The organism is Amycolatopsis sp. NPDC004169 (assembly GCF_040610315.1).
In the GTDB taxonomy this organism is placed as follows: domain Bacteria; phylum Actinomycetota; class Actinomycetes; order Mycobacteriales; family Pseudonocardiaceae; genus Amycolatopsis.
Map to the genome: position 1 here is coordinate 1 of NZ_JBEXMD010000069.1, position 16,792 is coordinate 16,792.

Consider the following 16,792-nt stretch of genomic DNA (forward strand, 5'->3'; position numbering starts at 1 on the left):
TTCGCGCTCAAGGGCGGGGCGTTCTTCACCCTGGTCGTCGGCGTGCTGGCGCTGATGTCGGGGCTGTTCCAGATCAACCCGGTGTGGAACTTCGGCCCGTACAACCCGGCGCAGGTCTCCGCCGGGTCCCAGCCGGACTGGTACATGGGGTGGGCGGACGGCTTGCTGCGCGTGTGGCCACCGTGGGAGCTGTACCTCGGCGACCACACCGTGCCGCCGGTGTTCTTCGCCGGCGCGATCGGCATCGCCGTGCTGGTGACGGCGCTGCTGAGCTACCCGTTCATCGAGCGAAGGCTCACCGGCGACACCGCGCACCACAACCTGCTGCAGCGGCCGCGCGACGTCCCGGTCCGCACGGCCATCGGGGCGATGGCGCTGACGTTCTTCCTCGTGCTCACCCTTTCCAGCTTCAACGACATCATCGCCGTGCAGTTCGACCTGTCCCTCAACGCGATGACGTGGGCGGGCCGGATCGGGCTGCTCGTCGGGCCGCCGCTGGCCTACTTCGTCAGCTACCGGCTCTGCGTCGGCCTGCAGCGGAGTGACCGCGAGGTGCTGGAGCACGGCATCGAGACCGGCATCATCAAGCGGCTGCCGCACGGGGAGTTCATCGAGATCCACCAGCCGCTCGCGCCGATCCCGCTCGAATACCAGGGCGCGCCGGTGCCGAAGAAGATGAACAAGCTGGGCTCGGCCGGGCACGCACTCCCCGGTTCGCTGCTGACGCCGGACCCGCCCGCGGAGACCCGGGCCCTGGACCGGGAACGCCGGTGACCGCGGCCCCGGTGGCGGCCGTCGCCCGGGCCCGGCTCGCCGGGACCTACGCGGCCGCCACCGCCGTCATGTCCGCGGCCGCCACGGCGACCAGCTTCACCTGGCTGCCCTTCGACTGGCCGGCGCTCGGCGCGGTGGTCGCCGTCGTCGTGCACGCCACGCTGGCCCTGACCATCGCCGACCTCCGGGACGAGCGGCTGCGGCGCACCGCGATCACCGTGGCCGCGCTGCTCGCCGGGCTGCTGGTCGCCGGAAGCGCCTGGGCGGCTGCCGTGCACCTGCCCGGGCACCCGGCCGCGGTGGCACTGGCCGTGCTGCAGAACGGCGTCGGACCACTGGCCGTGCTGTCGGTCCGCACCGGCGCGCTCAGCCGCTGAAGGCCGCCAAGGCGTCCGTGAAGGACGGCGGCAGCGGCTCCCCGACCGTCGGCAGGCCACGCCAGCCCGGGCCGGCCGGGCGCACCGGGATGCCCTCGGCGTGCAGGGCGCGCAGGGTCCGCACGTCCGCGGACGGCGACGTCATCGACCACACCACCACGGCACTCGGGGAGTACCGGCCGGACACCACCCGCAGCACGTCCATCGACACCAGCCCGCTCAGGAACATCGACGGTGCGCCGTCGTCGCCCAGCGCCGCGCTGAGCATCTTCACCGGCAGCTCGTGGCGCTCGGCCGGCCCGCACACGAACAGCACGGGCCCCCGCCCGGCCCGCAGCGGCGTGGGGGCCCGCAGCCGGTCCAGCGCCGCCGAGGCCGCCGCGGCCAGCGCCCACTCCGCCGCCATCGCGGTGCGGTCGCCCGCCTGCGCCCAGCGTTCCCCGATGACCCGCAGCACCGGCGCGACGACTTCGGTCCACGCCTGCGCCACCCCCAGGCTCGCGAGCGCGTCGTCGACCAGATCGCCCATGGTGGGCACGTCGAACTGTTCGGCGGCTTCGGCGATCCGCCGACGGCGCAGCTCGACGGTGGTGCCCGCCGCCGTCCGGGAGAGCACCAGCCGGGCGGCTTCCCGCGCCCGGGTGCCCTGCGCCTGCAGCGCCCGCATCCGCCGCAGCCGATCGACGTCTTCGGGCGTGTACCGGCGGCGGCCGTTCTCCTCGCGGACCGAGGCACCGATGCCGTAGCGCTGTTCCCACGTCCGCAGCGTCACCTGGGAGACGCCGAGTGTCCTGGCGACCTCGTTCGAGCTGAGGGCGCGGCCCTCGGGTGTGCTGCTCACGCGGTCTCCCGTGCGCCGGTTGAACGGGTTTTGCGACACGGTACCGCGCCGGTCGCCCGCTTTCAGTGCGGAAACCACGCGGTCGCGTACCGGATGGATCGGCGTTGCATCGCTACCAGGCGGTCCCGGGCCGGTAGGTGCCGGCGCTCCACTCCTTGCCTTCCGGGTCGAGCACCCGCGCGCGGCGCGAGCCCCACGCGGTGTCTTCGGGCGCGATCACCGGGCGCGCGCCCGCGGCCACCGCGCGCCCGAACCACCCGTCGACGAGCTCGCTCCGGTCGAACCCCAGGTACAGCCCGTCGCCCGTGCTCAGCCCGAGCAGCCGCGGCCGGTCGTAGTCCGCGTCCGCGGTGGCGACCATCAGCACGATCGACCCGAGCCGGACCTCGGCGTGGACGACGGCACCGTCGTCGCCGTCCTGGCGCGTCACGACCTCGAAGCCCACCGCGGTGAGCCAGCCGAGCGCGGCGGAGGCGTCCCGGTAGCTGAGGTAGGCGTGCAAGCCCGCGGCCTCCATGACGGCTCCTCTCCGAGGACGCAGCTGTGATGTTTCGATGCAATTACGATGCAAATCGGACGAGTTTTTGCACCTTCACCGAGCCGTCAGCTGACACCCGCGACGGACCGGCTAGCAGCGACTATACCGCCAGATCGGCATTTCGAACCCTCAGGAGCGAGCGCATACGAACCGAAGCCGCACACGCTCAACGGGCAGCGCGACACCTGGACCGGCTAGCTTTGCATCGATCCTGCAACCCTATCGGGGAGACCGATCCATCGCCGTGAGCAACCGCCGAGCCGCCAACCCGGGCCCACCCGCCGCCGACAGCCGGGCCGCGGCCTCGCGTACGCGTGGCCCCGATGCCAGCACCGCGGCGACGGCTTCCGTGACCGCCTCCGGCGTCAGCCGGTGCGGATCGAGCGCTCGGCCCGCCGGAATGCGCTCCAGATCATGAGCGACCGCGAACTGGTCGCTGGAAAACGGCAACGCGACCGCGGGCACCCCGGCCGCCAGGCATTCGGTGAACGAGTTGTTGCCGCCGTGGTGCACGACCGCCGACACCTCGGGCAGGAGCGCCCGCTGGGGCACGTGGTCGGCGACCTCGATCCGGTCGCGGCCCGCGAAGGCCGTCCGCAGCGATCCGGCCCGGTCCCCGGCCGCCACCAGCACCGAGACGCCCTCGAGCGCGGCCACCCCGTGGACCACGGTGGCAAGCACGTCGTCACGGGCGGACAGGAACGTCCCGAACGAGACCAGGACGAGCCGGCGGCCGCCGTCGGTCAGCCTTCCGACGCGGTCACGCCAGTCCGCGGGCAGCCCGGCCGTCCCGACGTCGCTGCAGTGCCCGGCGAAGATCCGTGCCGGGGCGGACGGCAACGACGGCAGCCACGGCAGCTCCGGGTAGTTGAACAGCACCGCTTCGGGCGAGGTCAGGCCGAACGCGCTGCGCGGCGCCGGCCTGCCGGGCGCGTGCTCGGCGACGAACCGCGTGAACAGCTCGGTGAAGAGGCGGTCGTTGGCTTCGGCCTCGGCCCGCAGTTCCGCCAGCTCGGCCGACGGCGGCCGGATCGCGTCCGGCCAGTAGGGCGGCAGCCCGAAGAACCGGTCAGGGCCGTCGAGGACGTAGCCGGGGTGCCCGGGGCAGAACGCCGCCCACCGGCGGCCGAGCGTGTACAGCGCGAGCGTGACCGCGTAGGCCAGCTGGTCGACGAGGTACCAGTCCGGGCGCAGCCGGTCGTCCAGCCGCCGCACCGCGCGGTACACGCCCTCGGGATCGGGCAGCATGTCCGCCCGTCGGTGCCGCGCCTGGGCCAGCAGCGCCGGCACCGCACCCGCGCGGGTGGCCTCGAGGAACTCGGTCAGCCGCTGCGCGCCGGCCTGCTGCTGGCGGGTGCGCTCGGCGATCCCGGTGTTGGCGTTGTCGCCGAATGCCAGCGGCTCGAACCGCAGCCCAGCCTGCTCGGCCAGCTCCGCGAACGCGGGAGCACAGGCGAACGTCACGTCCGCGCCGCCGTCCGCGAGCGCAGCCGCCACCGTCGCGAGCGGCCTCGCGTGCGAAGCGAACGGCGGGCTCACCACCACGATCCGCGGTTCCGGCATCCGGCTCTCCTCGTCGTCGCCGTCCTGGCGGCCCTACCGCAAGGAGTTCTGCTGTGATCATCCACGACTCCGCCACCACCGTTCCGGCCGACGCCGTGACGGCGTTGCGGGACCTGCGGCCCGGCGCCGATCCCGCTCGCGTCGAGGAGCTCCGGCGCGCCTTTCACCCCGCTTTCGCCGTCCCGGCCCTGGTCGAATACGCCGGTGCGGAAGCGATGCCGGAGGATGCGGACTCCGCCGTGGCCGCGGTACGGGCCCTCACCCGGGCGCCGGCTCCCCCGGCGCCCGCCGACGTCCTGGCGGCGGTCCCCGACGACATCGAGGGCCCGCTCGGCGACCTGGGCACGTCGGTGGCACTGGATCTCTTCGCCGCCTCGGCCGCCGCGCACGGCCGGGCCGCCGCGGGCGGGGCGATCCGCGCGGCCTTCGGCACGGCCTCGCCACGCCGTCGCGTGCTGCTGCTGGACCTGGCCGAGCGGCACACCGACGGGGGCATCCCGGCCGCCGCGGTGGTCGAGGGTGCCGACCGTGACCGCGCGTTGCGGCACGCCGGCTGGCGGTACCTCACCCGGCACAGCGGGGCCATCACGCGCGAACGCGACAACGACCCGTACGAGCGGGTGCTGGCGGCGCTGTGCCGGGCCCGGCCGGCCGACGCGGCACTGTGGACGGTCCCGCCCGCCGAGCGCGGCGGGCTGGTCGTCGCCCAGTCGATGCTGCTGGGCTCGTTCGACCGGCCCGGCGCCGGGGCGAGCGGCGGGCTGACCGTGTTCCTGCGGCACCTCGGCACGGCCCTGCCGCGTCAGGACGGCATCGCCCGCGTCGTCACCCTGACCCTGGCCGGGCACGAGGAGCTCGCCGAGCGCACGTCCCTGGCCGAGGTCGACGGCGCCGGGCACGTCGTGCTGCGGATCCCGGTCGACGCGCCCACCGCGCCTGCCCAGCCGCAGCTGGCCCGCCACCGCGCGGCGATCACGTTCCTGGCCCGGCGGCTGCTGCGGCTGACCGGCTGCCGCCCCGACGTCGTGCACGTCCGCTACGCCGACGACGGGTCGCTGGCGATCGCCGACGCCGCCGCCGCGCTCGGTGCCCCGACGGTCTTCACGCTGACCGCCGACCCCCACCGCTCGCTCGCCGAGCGGCACCGGCCCGGCAGTGCCGAGCCGCCGTCGAGCGCGCGTACGGACCTGCACCGCATGTACGCGGCCGACCGGCTGGTGGCCACCGCCGGCACAGTGATCGGCCTGCCGGGACGGCCGGAGGGTGAGCTGCCCGGCTACTTCCCCGCGCTGCGCAGCCGTCCGGCGCCGGAGTCCCCGCCCGAAGGGATCACGGTGCTCCCGCGGGTCTCCGTCGGCGAGGCCCGGCAGCGGCAGCTCATCGACTCGCTGTCCGCGCCCGACCCCGAACTGCCCCGGCTCGGCCCGGACGCGCGGGGGCTGCCGATCGTGCTGTCGGTGGGCCGGCTCCACCCGGTCAAGCAGCAGGATCTGCTGGTCGAGGCCTGGCTGACGCGCGGCCTGCACCGCCGGACCGCCCTGGTGCTCGTCGGCGGGGACCTCAGCCGCCCCACCGAGGACGAAACCCGGATGCTGGACCGCATCCTGGCCCGGCACCGGGCCCACCCGGCCGCCGCGGGGCGGCTGGCCGTGCTCCCGGCCCTCGGCAACGACGACGTCCGGCTGCTCGAGCACGGGCTCACCCGGCTCCGGCCCGCGCCGTCACCCCACCTCTACGTCTGCCCCAGCCACAAGGAGGAGTTCGGCATCGCGGTCCTCGAAGCCATGGAAGCCGGCCTGCTCGTGCTCGGCCCGCGCCGCGGCGGGCTGCGGTACTACGTCGACCACGGGCGCAACGGCCTGCTGGCGGACACGTCCGGTATCGCGCCGTTCGGCGACGCCCTGACGGCCTTCGTCCGCGCCGCGACGGACGACCCGGCACGAGCCAGGGCCGCCGCGGCCGCCGGCCGGGACACCGTCCGCGAGCGGTTCGGGATCACGCAGGTCGCCGCCCGGTTCGCCGACGTCTACCGGCGGACGTGCCTGGCGGCCCGCACCCCCTGATCCGGTGTAGCGGCCTGCGCCGGCGCCGGCCGCCGTAGGAAAAGCGCCTGCCGGCCCACACCGGCGTCGGCCGCTGCGGTCGTTCGCGGTGGTGGCAGGTTCGCCACCACTGCCCCACCTGTCGCCGGCGGCCCCGTGGTCCCCGGCTCCGTCACCCGGCGAAGGGCACCGCGGCGGCGAACGTCCACGGGCCGCCGACGTACCGCCAGACGGCCAGGCCGGTCGCGGTCGCCGTGGGCGGCCCGGGATCGCGCTGGACCTCGCGAAGCGTCTCCGCCGCGGTCTCCGGGCGCACCTTGTTCTGCACCGTCACGTGCGGCTTCAGCGGCTGGGCGTCCTGCGGGGTGAGCCACGACGCCCACCGCGCCCGCAACGCGGCGTGCAGCCGCAGCAGGGCCGGCGACCCCACGTCGAGCGCCACACCCCGGCCGAGCGACCGGACACCGGCCACCGTCAGCTCGAACGGCGGGATCCCGCCTGCCACTTCCGCGCTGTCCGCGAGGATCGCGGGCAGGTGCTCGCCGGGCAGGGCGTGGAACAGCGTGAGGTGGGCGTCGACTTTCAGCCGCTCCGGCGGGAACCAGCGGCGGCGCAGGGTGTTCCACGCGGCCTGGGCGTGCTCGTCGACCGCCAGGGTGATCACGATCGGCTCCGCCACCGGCCCATCATCGCACTCACTTCGCCAGCAGCGTCAGCAGCCGGGCCACCTCGTCGCGGACCGCCGCCCGGCCCGGGGCCAGGTAGCGGCGGGGGTCGGTGAGCGTCTCCTGCTCCCCGAGCGTCGAGCGGACCGCCTCGGTGAGCACCTGGTTCAGCCGCGTGCCGATGTTGACCTTGACGATGCCGCTCGCCACCGCGCCGCGCAGGCCCTCGTCCGGCACGCCGGAGGACCCGTGCAGCACCAGGGGCACCGGCACGCGGTGCGCGAGCGCCGCGATCAGGGATTCGTCGAGCACGGCGCTGCGGTCGGCCATGGCGTGCGACGAGCCCACGGCCACCGCGAGCGAGTCCACGCCGGTCGCGGCGACGAACTCACGGGCCTGGCCCGGGTCCGTGCGCACGCCGGGGGCGTGGGCGCCGTCCTTGCCGCCGATCTCGCCGAGTTCCGCCTCGACGCGGCAGCCCGCGGCGTGGCAGCGGTCGGCGACCGCCTTCGTCCGGGCCACGTTCTCTTCGTAGGGCAGCGCGGCGGCGTCGAACATGACCGACGTGATGCCCAGATCGAGCCCCTCCCGGATCAGGTCCTCGTCCTCGATGTGGTCGAGGTGGACCAGCACCGGCACGGTCGCGGCCTCGGCCAGCCGCAGGCAGGCGAGCGCGAACGGCGCGAGCGAACCGTGGTAGCGGACGGCGTTCTGCGAGATCTGCAGGATCACCGGGAGCCCGCTGTGCTCCGCACCGGCCACGACGGCTTCGGCGTGTTCGATCAAGATCGCGTTGAACGCCCCGATCGCGCGCCGCTGCGCGCGCAGGTCGTCCAACAGGGCGGGCCAGTTCATCGCATCCTCTCCACCTGCACGGCACGGACCCAGCGGGCCCTGGCCGCGACGTCGATCTCACCGGCGACCGGGCGCAGCACCGCGGCGGCCGACGTGGCCACCACGTCCGCGAGCGCGGCTCGCCAGTCCACTTCGGACACCGCGCCGGCCGCGGCGAGCCGCAGGGCCAGCGCGGCGGCTCCGGCGTCGCCGGCCCCGGCCGGGTTGCCGGTGACCACTTCGGCGGGCCGGGCCCGCCAGGCGTTCCTGGCGGTGACGGCGATCGCGCCGTCCGGACCGCAGGTGGCCACCACCGCCGGGGCGCCCGCGGCCACGAGGTCCCGGCACGCCTCGACGCCTGCCCCGGCCAGTTCCTTCAGTTCGTCTTCGTTCGGCATCAGCACCGCGCCGCTGCCGGCGGCCTCGCGCAGCGCCGCGCCGGAGACGTCGGCGATCACCGGAACGCCGTACCGCCTGCACAGCCCGACGAGCTTCGCGGGGACGTCGGCACCCAGTCCCCCGGGCACGCTGCCGGAGATCACCACGGCTCCCGCGCCGGCCGACAGCTCGGCCTTCAGTGCGGCGGCCACGTCCGCCTCCGCTGTGACCGCCGCCGGGGAACCGTTCTCCTGCAACATGGTCGTGCCGTCGGCGCGGGTCACCACCGCCACGGTCCGCCGCACCGCGGGCAGCGCGGGGACGAGCCGGTGGGTGAGGCCCAGCCGGTCCAGGCCGTCGCGGAACTCGTCCGGCGCCCGGGTGGTGGTCAGCGCCAGCACCACGCTCTCGCCGCCCAGTTCGCGGACCACGGCCGCCACGTTGACGCCCTTGCCGCCGGCCCGCGACCGGACGTCCGGCACCCGCACGGTCTCCCCCGGGCGCAGCACGTCCACCCGGTAGGTGACGTCGACGGCGGGGTTGAGCGTGACCGTGACGATCGGACCGGTCACGGCTCGCCGGTCTTTTCCGCGCGGTAGACCATCAGGGTCGAGCCGGCCAGCGCCAGCACGATGCCCGCGAGCTGGAACCCGGTCGGGGTGGCGCCGAACAGCAGCAGCGACAGGACGATGGTCAGCACCGGGGCGAGCGCGTTGGTCACCGGCGCCACGATCGACGCCTTGCCCCGGCTCATCGCCATCACGAGGAACAGCGCGCCGACCGCGTTGAGCAGCTGGGTGCCCGCGGTGAGCGCGGGCGCCTGCCACGGGAACCCCAGCGGCAGCCCGCCCATCATCAGCACGGCGACCGGGATCAGCAGCAGCCCGCTGATGGTCATCCAGCCGAACGTCGAAGCGTCGTCCACGCCGGCGAGCGCGGCCTTGCGCATGAAGAACGCCTGCACGCCCCACGCCACGCAGATCAGCACGGCCAGCACCAGGTAGAGCCACCCGCTGTCCCCGCCGTCCCCGGTGGAGACGGAGAACAGGACGACGGCCACGAGCGCGAGCAGCACGCCGGCCCACGACCACCCGCCGAGCCGCTCCCGCAGCGCGACGAAGGCCAGCAGCACGGTGATGGCGGGCGAGAGCGCGACGATCGGGAAGATGATGTACGCCGGGCCGATCGTGAGGGCCTTGAACAGCACCAGCTGCCCACCCGCGCCGGTCAGCCCGATCAGCAGGCCGTACCCGGCGGCGGTCCGGCCGCGGTCGAACTTCTTGCCGCGCAGCGAAACCCACGCGGGCACGAGCATGGTGAGGGACCAGACGACGTACACCATCGGGTCGGGATAGGCGTAGAGCTTGGTGGGCAGGCTGGAGATGGCTCCCCAGACGCCCCAGAACACCACCAGCAGGCCGGCGTAGGTGATCCAGCTGCGGGTGGACGACGTGAGTACCCCTGATCCGGTCATCTCGGCTCCTCAGTGCGGCAGGGACGCGGCCGGGTGGACTTGCCCGGCCCGCAACGGGTGTCCGTGCAGGCGTGCCGCGTACAGCGCGGCACCGATGTGCGGTTCCAGCAGCGGCTCGCGCAGGTCGTACTCGAGGGCGAGCGCGTCGCGGAAGGACGAGAGCACGTGGGCCGACCCGAACATGCCGCCGGAGTACGACACCGGAACCCGTTGCGCGGCTTCGAACCCGAGCGCGGTCCGGCCGACGTCCACCAGCAGCGCGAGCTCGCGCCCGGCCTCCCGGAGCACCCCGGTGGCGACCGCGTCGCCGGCTTCGGCGGCCCGGACCACGACCTTGCTGAGGTCGGCGATCCGGGCCCGGTCGCCGTGCCACCGGTTCACCACGACGTCGATCGCGTCGAAGTCGACGGTGAGCCCCAGCGTCCGGCGCATCTCCCCGACGAGCGGGCCGGCGGGCAGGCGGCCGTCCACCATCCGGCTGAACGCGTTGAGGCCCTGGACCGCGATCCAGTAGCCGGAGCCTTCGTCGCCGAACAGCTCGCTCCAGCCACCGCCGCGCCACTGCCTGCCGTCGTGCTCGCCGTAGGCGATCGAGCCGGTGCCGGCGACGACGTTGATGCCGTCGACCGCGCCGAGCGACCCGGCCCAGCCGCAGATCATGTCGTTGCCGCAGCGGTAGTTCCCGGTCCCGAGTATCCGGGCGGGCACCGCGTCGAGCACCGGGACATCGGCGCTGATCTCCCCGTAGGCGGGCAGGCCGAAGAAGGCGTAGGTGATGTCCGGGACCTCGACCCCCGCGGCCCGGCAGACTTCGCCGATCCCTTCGCGCAGCAGGGGTTCCACGATCTGCAGGCCCTCGCTCAGGTAGTACACGCTCGCGGTCCTGGCCTCCGCGACCACCCGGCCGCCGGGGTCCACCAGGCAGAAGGCCGTCTTCGTACCGCCGCCGTCGACTCCGAGGAACACGTCAGCTCACCTCCGAAGGAACGAATTCGTGGATGACCACGCCCTGCACGACGCGGTTCACCTCGCCGCCGGGGAACGGGTTGTCCGGGGTGACGCCCAGGGCGAGCGAGCAAGCGAGCGCGGTGGTCTGCGCCGCGAGGACGGCGAGCAGCGCGTAACCGGCCACGGGCAGGCCGGGCGGCGCGGGCACGGGCCAGCTCCGCGCGCCGTCGCCGCCCACCACGACCACCCGCTCTTCGCCGAGTGACTGCACCAGTTCGCCCGCGATGTCGTCGTCGTACCGCCGCGTGTGCGGATCGGGGGAACGGAAGACCACGGCGATCGTGCGCTCGTCGAGCACGGACTTCGGCCCGTGCCGGAAGCCCAGCGCGGATTCGGCCAGGCCGACGACCTCGCCGCGGGTCAGTTCGAGGCACTTGAGCGCGGCTTCCCTGGCCAGCCCGCGCAGCGGCCCGGAGCCGAGGAACACCAGCCGGGACGGCTTGGCGCCGGCGATCGCCGACGCGTGCTCGAAAGCGCCGTCGAGCACCGCCGATCCGGCCTCCGCGAGCGCTTCGACGTCGATGTCCATCCCGAAGGCGAGCAGGGCCGCCAAGGTCATCCCGGTGAACGAGGAGGTCATCGCGAACCCGCGGTCGTTGACCTCGTCGGGCAGCGCCACCACGACGGCGTTCTCCGCGCCGGACCACCGCCGCGCCAGCTGCCCGCCGGGGTCGCACGTGATCACCAGGTGCCGCAGCCCGGGCGCCAGCCGCTGCAGCAGGTCCGCCGCCGCGCTCGACTCGGGGCTGTTGCCGCTGCGGGCGAAGGACACCAGGAGGATCGGCCGGTCGTCGACGACCACGGCGGTCGGGTCGGCGACGATCTCCGTGGTCGCGATCGCCTCGACCGGCCGGCCGAGGTGGCGCGCGAGATCGCGGGCGACGACCTCGCCGATGAACGCCGACGTGCCCGCGCCGGTGAGCACGATCCGCCGCGGCTCGTCGCCGATCAGCTCGGCGATCTCCGGCCGGGCCCGGCGCACGGCGTCCGCCACCCGGGTCCAGGTGGCGGGCTGCTGCCCGATCTCCCGCGCGGTCCGGCTGTCGCCGGGCCACGGCCCGCTGTTGTGCATGGGTGCTGCCTCCGATTTCCGGGTCGTCCGTCGGGAGATTCATCCGCGCCCGGCGCCGGGGGCAAGGTCCGGTGTCCAAATGCGCATTCCGATTGAGCGTTTCGCCGGCTGTCGTAGGCTCGGCGCATGTCCACGCGGAAGCGGCGCACCACCCGGGCCGAACGGCTCTCGGAGCTGTTGCGGGTGCTCGCGGACACCGGCGCGCTGCACGTGGGCGAGCTCAGCGCCCGGTTCGGCGTCTCGGCCGCCACGCTGCGGCGCGATCTGGCCAAACTGGAGGAACAGCGGCTGCTGACCCGCACCCACGGCGGCGCGCGGCCCCGGGGTCGCACGAACGAGGTGCCACCGCCGTACCGGGTGGGCCGGTCGCGGGACGCCAAGCGCGCCATCGTGCAGGCGGCGATCCGCACGTTGCCGACCGGCCCGCACGTGATCGCGCTGACCGGTGGGTCCACCACCAGTGAGCTGGCCAGGGAGCTGCCCGGCCGGGCGGACCTGACGGTGGTCACCAACGCCCTGAACATCGCGATGGACCTGGCCCTGCACCCCCGCCTGAAGCTGGTCGTGGTCGGCGGCGTCGCCCGGCCCCAGTCCTACGAGCTGGTCGGGCCGTGGGCCGAGCACGTGCTGGCCTCGATCACCGTCGGCACCGCGTTCGTCGGGGTGGACGGCATCGACGCGGCGGCGGGCATCACCACCCACGACGAGAACGAGGCCAGGACCAACCGCGCGATGCTCGGCCGCGCCCGGCGCGTGGTGGTCCTGGCCGACGGCAGCAAGCTCGGCCGCACCACCCTCGCCCGCATGGGTGACATCCAGGACGTGCACGAGGTGATCACCGACTCCTCGGCGGCACCGGACGCGGTCGCGGCGATCCGCAAGGCGGGCGTCCGGGTCACGGTGGTCGAGGCCGGCTCCGCGAAGGACCGCTGAAACGCTCATCGTGAATGCGCGTTTCGTTGACCGCGGTGATCACCCTGCCTACCTTTCGCCGTCACACCCCCGACGAAGATGGAGTCCGGATGAAGCGTCCCCTCCCCATCCACGGCAAGCGAATTGCTTCTCTCACGGCGGCGGGAGCACTGGCCGTCGGCACGCTCACGGCACTCGCGGCCCCGGCGACGGCGGCGATCACGCTGCCCCCGCTGGCGGCCGGCTTCGACTACCAGATCGGCGGCGCGTACACCCCACCGGCGGGCGTGCAGATCGTCAGCCGCGACGTGTCCGCGTCCCCGGCGAGCGGCAAGTACAACATCTGCTACCTGAACGCGTTCCAGGCCCAGGAGGGCCAGGACGCCGACTGGCCGAGCGACCTCCTCCTCCGCGATTCGTCGGGCAAGAAGGTGGTCGACCCGGACTGGAACGAGACCCTCCTCGACCTGAGGACGGCCGACAAGCGCACCCGGGTGGCGCAGAAGGTCTCCGGCTGGATCGACACGTGCGCGACCAAGGGCTACCAGGCCATCGAGCCGGACAACTTCGACAGCTATTCCCGCTCGAAGAACCTCCTGACCACCACGCACGCCCAGGAGTACATCAAGCTCCTGTCGGCCTACGCCCACGGCAAGAACCTGGCCATCGCCCAGAAGAACACCCCGGAGCTGGCCGGGAACCGCGTGGCCAACGGCCTCGACTTCGCGGTGACGGAGGAGTGCGGCGAATACGAGGAGTGCGCCGACTACGCGGGCCCGTTCAACAACCGCGTGGTCGACGTGGAGTACACGGCATCGGGCATGAGCAAGGGCTGCCCGGACTGGAAGAACAAGATCAGCATGGTCCGCCGCGACTTGTACGTGGTACCGCAGGGAACAAGCGGTTACGTCCGCAAGACATGCTGACGCAGCCACCCACGCAGCCCAGCCCACGGCAACCCCGAAGCCGGACCGCATGCCGGCTTCGGGGTGGTGGATCCGCAGTCCACTGAGGACACCACAGCGATCCCGGCACGGCACTTGACACACCCTTACCACCTCGCTTTACTGCTGTCCACGTCGGGAGCACCGACGTCAGAGGTACGCCCAGCCGGTATGTCGGTTCCACCGCGAGCCCGGACCGAGTCGCCAGGACCCCGTGGTCCGAGGCGGGGTCGTGCCCACCATCATCCGGAGTACCCGATGATGTCTTTTCCGTTCCCCGGCAAGACCCGCTGATGGACCGCCGCGAATTCCTCCGCGGCGCCGGCGCCCTGGCCCTGGGCGCGACCATCGCCGGCTGCAGCCCGGCGAGGTCCGCCGGCGGCCCGGTCACCGTCGAGGTCTGGCACGGCCAGACCGACACCGGCAAGAAGGTCCTGGACGAGCTCGTCGCGGACTTCCACCGGTCTCACCCCGGGATCCGGATCGACCTGGGCGGCGGTGTCCTCGCCGACGCGATGCTCCAGAAGATCACCGCGGCGCTCGCGTCGGGCTCGTTCCCGGACGTCGCCTACGTCTTCGGTTCCGACCTCGCCAGCGTGGCGCGCAGCCCGAGCGTCGTCGACGTCACCGACCTCGTCGACGCGGGTCCCGGCTTCTGGGCGCCGGCCAGGGCAGCGGTCACCGTCAACGGCCGCGTCCGCGCGGTCCCGGCGCTGCTGGACTCGCTGGCCGTGGTGTGCAACGAGGAGCTGTTCGCCACCGCCGGGATCCCGCTGCCCGCCGCGGGCTGGACGTGGGCTGAATTCGTCGAGACGGCGAAGAAGCTCACCGACCCGGGCAACGGCACCTTCGGCACCGCCTGGCCTGCCACCGGCGACGAGGACACCGTGTGGCGGCTGTGGCCGCTGATCTGGGACCTCGGCGGCGACGTCGTCGGCCCGGACGGCCGCGGCATCGGCTTCGCCGACCAGGGCGTCCGCGCCCTGGAGGTGGTCCGCGACCTCGCCGCGGCGAAGGCGGTCTACCTCGACCCGAAGACCGGCAGCGAGCAGATGTACCAGGCGTTCGAGGCCGGGCACATCGGGATGGTCGCCACCGGCCCGTGGCAGCTGCCCGACATCGCCGACGCCGGGATCGACTACGCGGTCGTGCCGTTGCCGAGCTTCAGCGGCCGGGCCGTCACCATCTCCGGCCCGGACACCTGGACGCTGTTCGACAACGGCGAAGAACGCGTGGCGGCGGCCCGCACCTTCCTGTCCTGGCTGGCGGACCCGGCCCAGGACGTCCGCTGGGACGACGGCGCGGGCAGCCTCCCGCTCAGCCGCCGGACGCAGCAACTGCCCGCGTGGCAGCAGAAGACCGCCGAGACGCCGGGCCTGCCGGTCTTCGTCGACGCGCTGGAGAACGCCCGGGTCCGGCCCGTGCACCCCGCCTACCCCCAGGTGTCGGCGGCGCTCGGCACCGCGATCGTCGCCGTCCTGCTGGGCCGGGCGACGCCGGCCGACGCGCTGCGCGACTGCGCCGCGGCCGCGAACGCCGCCCTGATCATTCCGCGATAGGGAGCCGCCATGCCCGGACTGCCGAGGCCCGTCACCGTCCACCGCAGGCAGCGCCGCGAAACCGCGGCCGCCTGGGCCTACATCTCCCCCGCCGTGCTCATCATCCTCGGCCTCGGCGTGGTGCCGGTGGCCTGGTCGCTCGTGCTGTCCTTCCAGGCCGACGACCTCGTCACCCCCAGCCGCTGGGTCGGCGTGGACAACTACGCCGCGCTGGCCCAGGACCCGCACTTCGCCCAGGCAGTCGGGAACACCGTGCTCTACACGGTGTTGTACGTCCCGCTCAGCATCGGGTTCGGGTTCCTGCTGGCGCAGGCGCTGAACCGGCGCATCCGCATGGTCGGCGTCTACCGGACCCTCGTGTTCGTCCCGTTCGTGCTGTCGGCGACGGCTCAGGGCGTGCTGTTCTCCTTCATCCTCGACCCGCAGTTCGGCGCGGCCAACTCGGTGCTGCACCACCTCGGCGTGTCGCCGCAGGGCTTCCTGACCGACCCGGCGCAGGCGCTGCTGGTGCTGGTCGCCATCACGTTGTGGAGCGGCACCGGCTTCTGCGTCGTGGTGTACCTGGCCGCGCTGCAGGACGTGCCGCTGTCGCTGGTCGAGGCCGCGCGGCTGGACGGCGCCGGGACGTGGCGCGTGCTCCGGCACGTGACGCTGCCCGCGGTCACCCCGGTGACCGCGTTCCTCGTGCTGTGGCAGCTGATCACCTCGCTGCAGGTGTTCGACCTGGTGTACGTGACGACCAAGGGCGGCCCGCTCGGCTCGACCACGGTCATCGTCTACTTCGTCTGGGAGCAGGCGTTCAAGAACTTCACCGCCGGCTACGGCGCGGCGTCGGCCTACGTGCTCGCGCTGGCCCTGCTCGCCGTCGTGGTCGTCCTCCGTGTGCTGCGCCGGCCAGGGAAGGCGCTGCGATGAAGACACAGCCCGTCCGCCTCGAAGTCCCCGCGACCCGCGCGGAGCAGCCCGTGCTGCGCCGGACCCGGCTGCCGTTCAGCCCGTGGCACCTGCTGCTCGTGCCATTGGCGCTGGTGTTCGCGGCCCCGCTGGTCTGGCTGCTGCTCAGTTCGGTGATGAGCAACGCCGAGATCAACCGGTTCCCGCCCGCACTGTGGCCGTCCCACGTGGACTTTTCGGGCTACCGTTATGTCCTCGACAACGCATTGTTCGTGCGCTGGTTCACCAACTCGCTGATCGTCTCGGCGGTCACTGTGGTGTCGAACCTGCTCTTCGGCACGCTGGGCGGGTACGCGTTCGCGCGCATGCGGTTCGGCGGCTCGCGGGCGCTGCTCGCCCTGATGGTCGCGACCACGGCGATCCCCTTCCAGCTCACCATGATCCCGACGTTCCTGGTGATGAAGGAACTCGGCCTGATCGACACCCTCGGCGCGCTCATCGTGCCGTCGCTGGTGACGCCGTTCGCGGTGTTCCTGCTGCGCCAGTTCTTCCTGTCGCTGCCGCGCGAGCTCGAAGAGGCGGCGTGGATCGACGGCTGCTCGCGGTTGCGCGTGCTGTTCACCATCGTCGTCCCGCTGTCGCGGCCCGCGCTGAGCACGGTGGCCGTGCTGACGTTCCTCAGCACCTGGAACGACCTGACCTGGCCCCTGATCGCGGTCAACCACGACACGACGTACACGCTGCAGCTGGGGCTCACCACGTTCCAGGGCCAGCACCACACGAACTGGGCCGCGGTGATGGCGGGCAACGTCATCACCGTGCTGCCGGTGCTGCTGGCCTTCCTCGGCGCGCAGAAGACGTTCATCCAGTCGGTCACCTCCAGTGGCCTCAAGGGCTGACCCGCCCCATCCCGGATC

At 73.3% G+C, this 16,792-nt stretch carries 16 protein-coding genes and 1 pseudogene; 8 read left to right on the forward strand and 9 right to left on the reverse strand.

Annotated elements, in window-relative coordinates; genetic code table 11:
* Positions 1-774: pseudogene (locus tag ABZX11_RS45685) on the forward strand (cytochrome b); the annotation flags it as partial.
* Complete coding sequence (locus tag ABZX11_RS45690) at positions 771-1,151, forward strand: hypothetical protein (RefSeq protein ID WP_354925025.1); 381 nt, start codon at positions 771-773, stop codon at positions 1,149-1,151. The pseudogene ABZX11_RS45685 and the gene ABZX11_RS45690, both read left to right, overlap by 4 nt.
* Here the strand turns inward: ABZX11_RS45690 and ABZX11_RS45695 are convergent.
* From ABZX11_RS45695 to ABZX11_RS45705, 3 genes are all read right to left on the reverse strand, one after another.
* A complete protein-coding gene (locus ABZX11_RS45695) occupies positions 1,141-1,992 on the reverse strand; it encodes a MerR family transcriptional regulator (RefSeq protein WP_354925026.1) in 852 nt (283 codons plus the stop codon). The genes ABZX11_RS45690 and ABZX11_RS45695 overlap by 11 nt on opposite strands.
* Positions 1,993-2,104: 112 nt before the next feature.
* Positions 2,105-2,509, reverse strand: coding sequence for a VOC family protein (locus tag ABZX11_RS45700; protein ID WP_176170343.1), 405 nt, complete (start codon positions 2,507-2,509; stop codon positions 2,105-2,107).
* 240 nt (positions 2,510-2,749) lie between these two features.
* Positions 2,750-4,093 (reverse strand): glycosyltransferase, encoded by a 1,344-nt coding sequence (locus ABZX11_RS45705; protein WP_354925028.1) that lies wholly within the window; start codon positions 4,091-4,093, stop codon positions 2,750-2,752.
* 53 nt (positions 4,094-4,146) lie between these two features.
* On the opposite strand from ABZX11_RS45705, the gene ABZX11_RS45710 reads away from it, so the two are divergent.
* Positions 4,147-6,156, forward strand: a complete 2,010-nt coding sequence (locus ABZX11_RS45710) for a glycosyltransferase family 4 protein (protein ID WP_354925030.1) — start codon at positions 4,147-4,149, stop codon at positions 6,154-6,156.
* A gap of 151 nt (positions 6,157-6,307) precedes the next feature.
* Here the strand turns inward: ABZX11_RS45710 and ABZX11_RS45715 are convergent, their stop codons facing one another.
* Genes ABZX11_RS45715 through ABZX11_RS45740 form a run of 6 tightly spaced genes read right to left on the reverse strand, consistent with a single transcriptional unit; the run spans position 6,308 to position 11,566 of the window.
* Positions 6,308-6,814 (reverse strand): 2'-5' RNA ligase family protein, encoded by a 507-nt coding sequence (locus ABZX11_RS45715; RefSeq protein ID WP_354925032.1) that lies wholly within the window; start codon positions 6,812-6,814, stop codon positions 6,308-6,310.
* Positions 6,815-6,830: 16 nt separating this feature from the next.
* Positions 6,831-7,655 carry a class II fructose-bisphosphate aldolase gene (locus ABZX11_RS45720; protein WP_176170347.1) on the reverse strand — a complete coding sequence of 275 codons (825 nt, stop codon included), beginning with the start codon at positions 7,653-7,655 and terminating at the stop codon, positions 6,831-6,833.
* Positions 7,652-8,584 carry a PfkB family carbohydrate kinase gene (locus tag ABZX11_RS45725; RefSeq protein ID WP_354925034.1) on the reverse strand — a complete coding sequence of 311 codons (933 nt, stop codon included), beginning with the start codon at positions 8,582-8,584 and terminating at the stop codon, positions 7,652-7,654. The genes ABZX11_RS45720 and ABZX11_RS45725 overlap by 4 nt, the downstream gene beginning before the upstream one ends.
* On the reverse strand, positions 8,581-9,486 hold the full coding sequence (locus ABZX11_RS45730) for a DMT family transporter (protein ID WP_354925036.1): 906 nt from the start codon (positions 9,484-9,486) through the stop codon (positions 8,581-8,583). The genes ABZX11_RS45725 and ABZX11_RS45730 overlap by 4 nt, the downstream gene beginning before the upstream one ends.
* Positions 9,487-9,495: 9 nt before the next feature.
* Positions 9,496-10,452, reverse strand: a complete 957-nt coding sequence (locus ABZX11_RS45735) for a BadF/BadG/BcrA/BcrD ATPase family protein (RefSeq protein WP_354925038.1) — start codon at positions 10,450-10,452, stop codon at positions 9,496-9,498.
* Between the two features lies 1 nt (position 10,453).
* Positions 10,454-11,566, reverse strand: a complete 1,113-nt coding sequence (locus ABZX11_RS45740; RefSeq protein ID WP_354925040.1) for an SIS domain-containing protein — start codon at positions 11,564-11,566, stop codon at positions 10,454-10,456.
* A 126-nt stretch (positions 11,567-11,692) separates the two neighbouring features.
* Between ABZX11_RS45740 and ABZX11_RS45745 the strand changes: the two genes are divergently transcribed.
* From ABZX11_RS45745 to ABZX11_RS45765, 5 genes are all read left to right on the forward strand, one after another.
* Positions 11,693-12,499 (forward strand): DeoR/GlpR family DNA-binding transcription regulator, encoded by an 807-nt coding sequence (locus ABZX11_RS45745; RefSeq protein WP_354925042.1) that lies wholly within the window; start codon positions 11,693-11,695, stop codon positions 12,497-12,499.
* Between the two features lie 89 nt (positions 12,500-12,588).
* Positions 12,589-13,404: an endo alpha-1,4 polygalactosaminidase gene (locus ABZX11_RS45750; RefSeq protein WP_354925044.1), complete on the forward strand. Its 816-nt coding sequence runs from the start codon at positions 12,589-12,591 to the stop codon at positions 13,402-13,404.
* A 311-nt stretch (positions 13,405-13,715) separates the two neighbouring features.
* On the forward strand, positions 13,716-14,981 hold the full coding sequence (locus ABZX11_RS45755) for an ABC transporter substrate-binding protein (RefSeq protein WP_354925046.1): 1,266 nt from the start codon (positions 13,716-13,718) through the stop codon (positions 14,979-14,981).
* 9 nt (positions 14,982-14,990) lie between these two features.
* Positions 14,991-15,896, forward strand: coding sequence for a sugar ABC transporter permease (locus tag ABZX11_RS45760; RefSeq protein ID WP_354925048.1), 906 nt, complete (start codon positions 14,991-14,993; stop codon positions 15,894-15,896).
* Positions 15,893-16,774, forward strand: coding sequence for a carbohydrate ABC transporter permease (locus tag ABZX11_RS45765; protein WP_354925050.1), 882 nt, complete (start codon positions 15,893-15,895; stop codon positions 16,772-16,774). The genes ABZX11_RS45760 and ABZX11_RS45765 overlap by 4 nt, the downstream gene beginning before the upstream one ends.
* The last annotated feature ends 18 nt before the right edge of the window (positions 16,775-16,792 follow it).